Source organism: Anoxybacillus sp. LAT27 (assembly GCF_022030075.1).
In the GTDB taxonomy this organism is placed as follows: Bacteria; Bacillota; Bacilli; order Bacillales; family Anoxybacillaceae; genus Anoxybacillus; species Anoxybacillus kestanbolensis.
The window spans coordinates 1-231 of record NZ_JAIWYK010000319.1 but is presented as its reverse complement, the minus strand read 5'-3'; the positions used below and the strand labels follow the sequence as shown (position 1 = coordinate 231).

Sequence of the window (231 nt, the reverse complement as noted above, 5' to 3'; positions counted from 1 at the left end):
GATCGCCATGGGCGCATTGAATTAATTAATCCAATCATCATTGCCCAAAGCGGCGAACAAATCGGCCCCGAAGGCTGTTTAAGTTTTCCGGGATTATTTGGGGAAGTAAAACGTTTCCAATATGTGAAAGTACGTGCGCAAAATCGCCGCGGTCGTCCGTTTGAAATCGAAGCGACCGGTTTTTTAGCACGTGCGTTACAACATGAGATTGACCATTTACATGGCATATTA

At 45.0% G+C, this 231-nt stretch carries 1 protein-coding gene; it reads left to right on the top strand.

Annotated elements, in window-relative coordinates; genetic code table 11:
• A partial coding sequence (locus tag LD028_RS09625) for a peptide deformylase (RefSeq protein ID WP_237811687.1) occupies positions 1–231 on the top strand: 231 nt, incomplete at both ends.